Here is an 8,908-nt window from a genome sequence, read left to right on the forward strand (position 1 = left end):
TTGGAAAAATATATCGCAGGAGAACCAATCAGCCGGGAAGAACTTGCGCAGGAGGAACAGCGGCGGGTTCAAGACGCCTCCCTATTCCCGGTCTATCACGGCAGCGCCAAAAAGGGCCTTGGCATTCAACCGTTGATGGATGCGGTGACAGGGCTGTTCCAACCGATTGGGGAACAGGGGAGCGCCGCCCTATGCGGCAACGTTTTCAAGGTGGAGTATACAGATTGTGACCAGCGGCTTATCTATCTGCGGCTATACAGCGGAACGCTGCGCCTGCGGGATACGGTGGCCCTGGCCGGGAGAGAAAAGCTGAAAATCACAGAGATGCGTATTCCATCCAAAGGGGAGATTGTTCGGACAGACACCGCCCACAAGGGCGAAATTGTCATCCTTCCCAGCGACAGCGTGGGATTAAACGACGTATTAGGGGACAACACCCGGCTTCCTCGTGAAAGGTGGTGCGATGCCCCCCTCCCCATGCTGCGGACGACGATCACGCCGAAAACGGCAGCGCAAAGAGAACGGCTGCTGGACGCTCTTACGCAAATTGCGGATACTGACCCGCTTTTGCGCTACGAGGTGGATTCCATCACCCATGAGATCATTCTTTCTTTTTTGGGCCGGGTGCAGTTGGAGGTTGTTTCCGCTTTGCTGGCAGAAAAGTACAAGATTGAAACAGCGGTGAAGGAACCTACCGTCATTTATTTAGAGCGGCCGCTCAAAGCAGCCAGCCACACTATCCATATTGAGGTGCCGCCCAACCCATTTTGGGCATCCATCGGACTGTCTGTTACGCCGCTCCCGCTTGGCTCCGGTGTACAATACGAGAGCCGGGTTTCCCTGGGATACTTGAACCAGAGTTTTCAAAACGCTGTCATGGATGGTATCCGTTACGGGCTGGAACAAGGCTTGTGCGGCTGGAACGTAACGGACTGTAAGATTTGCTTTGAATACGGGCTTTATTATAGCCCGGTCAGCACGCCGGCGGATTTTCGCTCATTGGCCCCGATTGTATTGGAACAGGCATTGAAGAAATCAGGAACGCAGTTGCTGGAACCTTATCTCTCGTTCACCCTCTATGCGCCCCAGGAATACCTTTCCAGGGCTTATCACGATGCGCCAAAATACTGTGCCGCTATCGAAACGGCCCAGGTAAAAAAGGATGAAGTTGTCTTTACTGGCGAAATTCCCGCCCGCTATATACAGGCATACCGTACTGATCTGGCCTTTTACACCAACGGGCGGAGCGTATGTCTTACAGAACTGAAAGGGTATCAGGCCGCTGTCGGCGAGCCGGTCATCCAGCCCCGCCGTCCAAACAGCCGCCTGGACAAGGTGCGCCATATGTTCAGTAAGATTACTTGATACACCACAGCAAAGAAGGTTACAGAATTATGTAGAGCTCCACATAATTCTGTTGCATTTTCCAGCCTCTTGTGATACTATTTTGATACTAAGAAAATTGACAGCCGAAAATAGCAGGTAAAATATTAGCAAATTTGCGAATATTTTACCTGTAAATTCAAGAGAAATACTTCCTCATATACTTGAATTTGTCGAGTGGGAATAATGCCGGATCGGCAGGCCTCTTGTCCTGCTCCCGGGCACAGTGTCGCCGCACTGTGAAGACAGCATGAAAAAAGAGCTGACAGACAGTCTGTCAGCTCTTTTTTTGTATGTGCTGATCACAAAGACTAGGCCAGCCCGCCTTCTTCCACATCACGCAGTGGGCGCATAGCCACCGGTTCCCTACTCTCCACCATCGATACCATCCCCTGCAGGTCCGGTCCGGGATCGCACATTTTCTCTTGTCCTGACCGAGGGCAGTCCCTATCCTGCCGAAAAATACGGTCATGGCCTGTCCGCCTTCCCGGACATCTCCATACAACACTGCATCCCTGTGAGCTTCCCATGTCACGCATCTTCCCTGTCCTTTTGCTCTCCCTGGCCCTGCTTTCCCCTGCCCTGCCCCTCCGGGCCGCTGAAGGATTGCCCGCTACGCCGCAAGCCGCCGTGGACGCCCTCTCTCTGGAACGGGACATCCATGCCCTGATGTGGGACAAAAAAGCCCTGGCCGGTGTGGCCCTGCTCACCGAAGACGGTCTCTGTGCCGGTGTCCACATGGATACGCCCTTCCCGCTGCTCAGCGTCATCAAATTCCCGCTGGCTGTGGCTGTGCTGGAAAAAATGCAACAGGAACATACGCCGCTGACCACCCGGATCCCGGTGCGTGCCGGACAGCTCCATCCCGATACGCACAGTCCCCTGCGGGACAAATACGGCCAGCGGGACGTCAGGCTCAGCCTGCAAGAGCTGCTGCACGCTACCATCACGTTCAGCGACAACAATGGCTGCGACATCCTGATGGAATATGTGGGAGGCCCGTCCGTGGTGGAGGCCTGTGCGCGTCGTCTGGGAGCGGACAGTGTCTTCATCGGCCACAACGAAGACTGGATGCACCAGAATATCTACAACCAGTATGCCAACTGGGGCACGCCGCGCAGCATGGCCCGGATGCTGCTGGGCTTTTTCAGCTCCCCGGATATCCCTCAGGCGCACAATGACTTCATGACGGGCATCATGGCCAAGACGCCCGCCCTGCCCGGCAAGATCCTCGAGGGCCTGCCGCAGGGCATGACCGCCGGACACAAGACCGGTTCTTCCGACAGGACGGCCCAGGGGGTCAAGCTTGCGGACAACGACCTGGCCTTTTTCCGCCTGCCCGATGGCCGCTATGTGGCTCTGGCGGTCTTCCTCTGCAACTCGCTGGAGAGCCCCGAAACGAACCTCTCCCTCATCACGGACATCACCCGCCTGTCCGTGGACTGGCTGGCACGGCAGCCCATGCTGCTGCGGGACGGTGCCGCACGGCCCTGACCTCCTTTCCGGGATACGATGCCTTGAGAGCATCGACACCCTGGCATACGGAGAGCCCCGGCCTGCCGAAGAGAGGATGCGGCAGGCGGCCGGTGTACTTTACAAGGCCTGCGGGCTCAGGTAATTTTGCGTTTTAGCATTTCCGCGTCCATGACGCACAGGACTAACAGCAGAGGAAGATATGTTCGGTATCGGCAGTACGGAATTTCTGGTTATCCTTCTTGTGGCCCTCGTGGTGCTGGGGCCCAAGAGCCTGGCAAGTGTTTCCCGCACCCTCGGCAAGGCCATGGGAGAATTCCGCCGCGTCTCCACCGATTTTCAGCGCACGCTGAATGCGGAAGTGGAGCAGGAGGAGCATCTCAAACGCAAGCAGGAAGCTGAAAAGGAATTTTTCAGTCCTGAAGCCCGTGCTGAGCACGCGGCCAAAACAGCCGCCCAGACGCAGGCCGCCGCACAGCCCGCAGCCTCCCAGGCCCAGACAGCTCCTGCCGCTGCGCCTGCCGCCACGGAGACCGCGGCCCGTCCTGCTGTCCAGCCGGAAGTCGTCCCCTCTGCCGCGCCCGTACCGCCTGCGGACAGTCCTCTGGCCCAGGCCCTTGCCAAGGCCCAGGCCGAAGCCGGTAATGCCGCCACGCCTGCCAGTGGAGCAAAAGCATGAGCACCACCCAGGACAAACAGGATCTGACCGTCACGGTCACGACTCCCGAACAGGACGCTCCCCTCTCTTCTGCGGCCCCGCAAACGGTCGCAGCAGGCGAAGATCTGCCCGAAGCGGCTGCGGAAAAGGCCGCTCCTGTCGTGGCCTCCGCTACGGAACCGGAACAGACGGGCCCCCTGACCGAACAGGAAGGCACCGTGCCCTCTGCTCAGGACGGGGAAGCCGCCATCCCTGAACCTCCGGCGGACAGCCCTCTGGCCCAGGCACTTGCCAAGGCCCGGGCCGAAGCCGAGGAAGCCCCCGCCCCTGTGGAACAGCCTGCCGCCCCCGCTCCCGAAGCCCAGGCAGACGATGCTGCCCCCGCAGCGGCAGAAGCCCCTGCCGACCCGTTGCCGGATACGGCAGCTCCGGCTCCTGATGCCGTGGCCGCTCCCGCGCCGCAAGGTGGTGATGACGCAGGCCAGCCGCCCGTCCCGCCTGCCACGGCTGCTGCCGGTGCCGGCGGGACGCCCGAGCCCGAAGAAAAGACCATGGGCCTCATGGATCACCTCAACGAGCTGCGCTGGCGCCTGGTGCGCTGCTTCATCGCCGCCGGTGTGGGCTTCCTGCTCTGCTGGACGGTGGTCGAGCCCATCTTCAACTTCATCACGGCCCCGCTGCTCAGCGCCTTGCCCGCACACGGCACGGCCATGTACACCACCTTGCCCGAACCCTTCTTCGTGCGCATGTTCGTGGCCTTCGTGACCGGCCTGTTCGTGACCAGCCCGTACATCTTCTATCAGATCTGGGCCTTCATCTCCCCCGGGCTGTACGAGGAAGAGAAAAAGGGCCTGCTGCCCATAGCCCTGCTTTCCGCCATCTTCTTCATTGGTGGCGGCGTGTTCTGTTACTTCATCGTCTTCCCCTACGCGTTCAATTTCTTCCTGGGCTTCTCGTCCGAGCAGATCCAGGCCATGCCACGCATCACGGACTACCTTGATTTCGTCATCAAGTTGCTCCTGGCATTCGGCCTCATCTTCGAGATGCCCCTGTTCTCCTTCTTCCTTTCCCGCATGGGGGTCATCACGGCCCAGATGATGCGCAAGGCGCGTCGCTATGCCGTTCTGTGCATTTTTATCGTGGCCGCCATCCTGACGCCGCCGGACGTGGTCTCCCAGCTGCTCATGGCCATGCCCATGCTGCTGCTCTATGAGATCAGCATCCTCGTGGCTGCGGCCTTTGGTCGCAAGAAGAAGGAAAAGAAGGATGAGGGAGAAGGGACGCCCGGCGATCCCGCTCCGGCCGACCCTGCACCCGCCTCTCCCGCTCCCGAAGGACCGGACGGCACGACGGTCGCGGCCGCTGCCGCAGCTGCCGCCACGGTGGCTGCCATGAGCGATGACGACGCCCAGCGTATGCCGCCCGAAGAAGAAACGCCCGCCCCCGCCATGGAGACGGCCGAAAGCCCTACGGCCGAAGCGGTTGAAACGGAACGGACGTCCGAGGAACTCCCCGAAGGGACTGAGGACCATCCTGTGGAGCAGGAAGGCCTCACGCCCGATGCTGCCGATACGGCCACACCTGCGGAACAGCAGGACGATCCCGCTTCCGTGGCGGAAGTCCCTGCCGCTGACGACGATTCCGCAACGCCTGCCAAGGACAAGGAATGATGATGGAAGCGACTCTGCCCCAGCGTTCGGCCCGGCATGCCCGTAAAAGCGCCGAGACCGACATCAGTCTGAGCCTTACCCTGGACGGCTCGGGCAAGACCGATATCCAGACCGGCTTCGGCATGCTGGATCACATGCTGACCCTGACGGCATTCTGGGCCGGAATGGACCTGCACCTGCGCTGTCAGGGCGATCTGCACATCGACGCCCACCACAGCGCCGAGGACATCGGCCTGGTCCTGGGCCAGGCCGTGCTGGAAGCCCTGGGGGACCGTGTGGGCATCGCCCGTGTGGGCTACGGCCGCGTCCCCATGGATGAGGCCCTGAGCGATGTCACCATCGACCTTTCCGGCCGCCCCTGGCTGGAATGGCGCGGTGATGAACTCCTGCCCCCGGTCATCGCCGGGGAGGAAAAAGACCTCTGGCGGGAGTTTTACAAGGCCTTTGCCAGCAGCGCCCGCTGCAACCTGCATGTGACCATGCATTATGGCAAAAATGGCCATCACCTTCTGGAATCCGTCGCCAAAAGCCTGGGCCTGGCGCTCGCTCAGGCGGTCCGGCGTAGCGGGAACGTCATCCGCAGCACCAAGGGAGGGCTGGATTGATGAAGAACCGTTTCCTGTGGATATTGTGTGCGCTTCTGTCCCTGCTGGTCTTGACGGGCGGCTGCAACCGTAAACCTGCCAGCACGGCGGACGTGCCGCGCTCGCTGTCCCATCAGTACAAGATCGCGGTGGCGCCCTTCACCCAGCCCCGCGACATCAGCCAGCTCATCATGGGCCAGCTTCCCCAGCCGCAGGCCCTGGCCGCCCGTGACGTGCTGATCGCCCAGGACCGCCAGCTGCGTGATGTTTTGTACACCACGACCAAACGTTCCTATGACTTCCTGCCCCGAACCCGTCCCCTGCCGGACCTGAAGCGTTTCCACACCTCGGAGCGTCCCCAGGCCCTGCCCCTGTGGGTGGAATACGCCCGCAAGACGTCGGCGGACATCCTGTTCATCCCGCAGGTCCTCACCTGGCGGGACCGTCAGGGCTCGGCGGCCGGTGTCACCGAACCCGCCCATGTGCGGCTGGAGTTCTTCCTGCTGAACATCAAGGAAGGCAACATCATCGGTCACTCTGTCTACGAGGTCGAGCAGCAGGGCCTGACGGAAAACCTGCTCAACGTGGGCGACTTCTTCAAACGCCAGGGCAAGTGGGTCACTGCTGAAGAGCTGGCCCGCGAAGCCATGATCAAGGCTGTAAAGGATCTGAACTTATGATTATCTTTCCCGCTGTCGACATCCAGGACGGAAAGGCCGTCCGCCTGAAACAGGGACGTGCCCACGAGAGCACCGTGTTTTCCCCCGATCCTGTGGCCGCTGCTGTGGCCTGGCGGGACAAGGGCGCCCGCTGGCTGCATGTGGTCGATCTGGACGGCGCTTTCGACGGTCTGCCCAAAAGCCGGGACATCGTGCGCAACATCTGCCGGGAGCTGGATATCCCCGTGCAGCTGGGCGGCGGCATCCGTGACGAACAGACGGCCCGTGCCTATCTCGAAGCCGGTGTGCAGCGCCTGATCATCGGTACCATGGCCCTGGAGCAGCCCGAAGCCTTTGCTTCCCTCTGCAAGACCTTTCCCGGGCAGATCGGGGTCTCCCTCGATGCCGAGGGCGGACGCCTCAAGACCAAGGGCTGGGTGGCCGATGCCGGTCTGAGCGTGGACGATGTCCTGCCCCGCCTGCAGGAAGACGGCGCGGCCTTCATCATCTATACGGATATCGAGCGTGACGGCATGCAGTGCGGCGTCAACCTGACGGCCCTGCGCCATCTGGCCGAGACCTCCACCGTGCCGGTCATCGCTGCCGGTGGCGTGGCCACGCTGGCTGACGTACAGGCCCTGTACCCGCTCAGCACGCAGGCCAACCTGCAAGGTGCCATCAGCGGCCGGGCCCTGTACGAAGGTACGCTTGACCTTGTGGAAGCCAACGCCTGGATCGCTGCCCAGCAGTAGTTTTCAGGATACCACAAACAGCAAAGGGAAGGAGATACCATCTCCTTCCCTTTTTTATGTCTTTGCTCTCCCCGATGCAGATGGGATGCCCGGCTCTGGCGGGATTCCTTTTCTGTCATCCGCGCTCGTGCCCTTGTCCGAATCTGCCGTCCTTCAGATCGCCTGCTTTGCATGCAGCGCCTATCTATTTTCGCCTATAGCAACCGGCTACGTTTTCGTCCTGTATGGGCTCTCCGGCTTACTTTGCTGCACTCGATAAGTAGAGAGACCCGCATCACCTCTTTCCTGCCCCTGCGTCCTCATCCAGGGCCTTTATCCGGGCCTCCCGCACCAAACTTGCCTCATCTCTACTTCTAGCTTATCATATAAAGATGCAACATCCTCTGCTCATACTCTCCCGGCTTTTCTTCGCCGTCATGGCAGAGCGACACTGGCGCAGCCATCTGTAATCCCGATGCCCTTTCTGCCGGTCCGCTCCGGACCGGCACGTCTGTAGCAGCTCCGCAATGTCGTTGCGGAGCCCTTTGCGTTCGACCGCATATCCTGAAAGGTGCATCATGAATCCCACACGTCCCTATCACTGGCTCTGTTTGCTGGCGGCCATCGTTTTTGAGGTGGCCGGTACCACCGTCATGAAGCTCTCCTTTGGCTGGAGCTTTGCCCACGCTGCCCTCGCCGGTCTTGTCCTCATGTGGATAGCCATCGGGCTTTCCTATTACTCCCTCGCCAAAGCCACTACGGGCCTGCCCGTAGGCGTGGCCTTTGCCTTCTGGGAGGCCCTGGGGCTGGCTCTCATCACACTCTCCAGCATCTACATCCTGGACGAGCCCTTTTCCCTGCAGCGCCTGGCCGGCCTGCTCTGCGCCCTGAGCGGCGCCCTGCTGGTCCATCACGGCACAGTCCAGGACAAGGATACGTCCTCCGATACCAGCCGCACCGCCAGCTAGAAGGAGCTCCCCATGAATACGGAAACGCTGCATCTCATCCTTTCCGCGGGCCTGGTGGCCGCAGCCGCGGCTCTGGACGTGGCCGCCAACCTCATGCTGGCCCGTTCTGATGGCTTCAAAAAGCGCTTGATCGGTATTGCCGCTCTGGCCCTGGTCGGTCTGGCCTTTTACTGCCTCTCTCTGGCCGTCCAGTATATGGACCTGGCCGTGGCCTACTCCATGTGGGGCAGCCTCGGTATCCTGGGCACCTCGCTGTGCGGCTGGCTCTTCCTGCGCCAGCGCCTCAAGCCCTGCGCCTTTGCCGGTATGGGACTGCTCATCATCGGCATGATCCTGCTGCGCACGAGTTAGCATCACGAGGCATAATGAAGGGGGAGGGACCCCCTTTTCCTTGCGGAAAAAAGGGGCTCCTCCCCCTCGCCCCCTCCTTCCCCAAAAACCGCCCATCAAGACTGCCTGCATCACAGGCAGTCTTTTTTTATGGCTGGTGCAAGTTGAGGGATGTTCCTGCTCTGGAAAAAATTCTGCCCCATCAACAGCCGGTAGGAGGAAGGACGCCTTGAAAAGGCTTGATGGCTCCATAAAATACCATCTGTGCTTTCCGTGCCAGGCCCGAAAATTCGCAAATACTATTCCGCTGGATGTCGATGGCGACACCGCTACCTTACAATATTTTCGATTTAAGCCTCTTCACAGCCAAGGCAGCCCCATTCCCATCCATGCACAGGCCCGCTGGCAAAAGGCAGACCCAGCGGCAAAAGTTTTTGGAAGGGAGGGGTGCG

9 protein-coding genes and 1 pseudogene are annotated in these 8,908 nt (G+C 60.4%); all 10 read left to right on the forward strand.

The window, feature by feature from the left end; all coding sequences use genetic code 11:
* Positions 1 to 1,365: tetracycline resistance ribosomal protection protein Tet(W) (locus ACQRAG_RS11630; protein ID WP_427804207.1), on the forward strand; the 1,365-nt coding region annotated here is incomplete at its 5' end.
* A 546-nt stretch (positions 1,366 to 1,911) separates the two neighbouring features.
* The gene (gene bla, locus ACQRAG_RS11635; protein ID WP_427804206.1) at positions 1,912 to 2,877 is read left to right on the forward strand and encodes a class A beta-lactamase; all 966 of its coding nucleotides are present in this window, start codon (positions 1,912 to 1,914) and stop codon (positions 2,875 to 2,877) included.
* A gap of 181 nt (positions 2,878 to 3,058) precedes the next feature.
* On the forward strand, positions 3,059 to 3,535 hold the full coding sequence (locus ACQRAG_RS11640) for a twin-arginine translocase TatA/TatE family subunit (RefSeq protein ID WP_427804205.1): 477 nt from the start codon (positions 3,059 to 3,061) through the stop codon (positions 3,533 to 3,535).
* Positions 3,536 to 4,065: 530 nt separating this feature from the next.
* Positions 4,066 to 4,830, forward strand: a pseudogene (tatC, locus tag ACQRAG_RS11645) (twin-arginine translocase subunit TatC); the annotation flags it as partial.
* A 368-nt stretch (positions 4,831 to 5,198) separates the two neighbouring features.
* The gene (gene hisB / locus ACQRAG_RS11650; RefSeq protein ID WP_204675343.1) at positions 5,199 to 5,789 is read left to right on the forward strand and encodes an imidazoleglycerol-phosphate dehydratase HisB; all 591 of its coding nucleotides are present in this window, start codon (positions 5,199 to 5,201) and stop codon (positions 5,787 to 5,789) included.
* Positions 5,789 to 6,448, forward strand: a complete 660-nt coding sequence (locus ACQRAG_RS11655; protein ID WP_204675339.1) for a hypothetical protein — start codon at positions 5,789 to 5,791, stop codon at positions 6,446 to 6,448. Before hisB ends, ACQRAG_RS11655 begins: the two co-directional genes overlap by 1 nt.
* Positions 6,445 to 7,179 carry a 1-(5-phosphoribosyl)-5-[(5-phosphoribosylamino)methylideneamino]imidazole-4-carboxamide isomerase gene (gene hisA, locus ACQRAG_RS11660; protein WP_204626329.1) on the forward strand — a complete coding sequence of 245 codons (735 nt, stop codon included), beginning with the start codon at positions 6,445 to 6,447 and terminating at the stop codon, positions 7,177 to 7,179. The genes ACQRAG_RS11655 and hisA overlap by 4 nt, the downstream gene beginning before the upstream one ends.
* Before the next feature lie 557 nt (positions 7,180 to 7,736).
* Positions 7,737 to 8,126 carry a DMT family transporter gene (locus ACQRAG_RS11665; protein WP_204626330.1) on the forward strand — a complete coding sequence of 130 codons (390 nt, stop codon included), beginning with the start codon at positions 7,737 to 7,739 and terminating at the stop codon, positions 8,124 to 8,126.
* Between the two features lie 12 nt (positions 8,127 to 8,138).
* The gene (locus ACQRAG_RS11670) at positions 8,139 to 8,477 is read left to right on the forward strand and encodes an SMR family transporter (RefSeq protein ID WP_006006369.1); all 339 of its coding nucleotides are present in this window, start codon (positions 8,139 to 8,141) and stop codon (positions 8,475 to 8,477) included.
* 208 nt (positions 8,478 to 8,685) lie between these two features.
* A partial coding sequence (locus tag ACQRAG_RS11675; protein WP_427805335.1) for a hypothetical protein occupies positions 8,686 to 8,908 on the forward strand: 223 nt, incomplete at its 3' end.

This window comes from Desulfovibrio sp. SGI.230, assembly GCF_050313065.1.
Lineage (GTDB): Bacteria > Desulfobacterota > Desulfovibrionia > Desulfovibrionales > Desulfovibrionaceae > Desulfovibrio.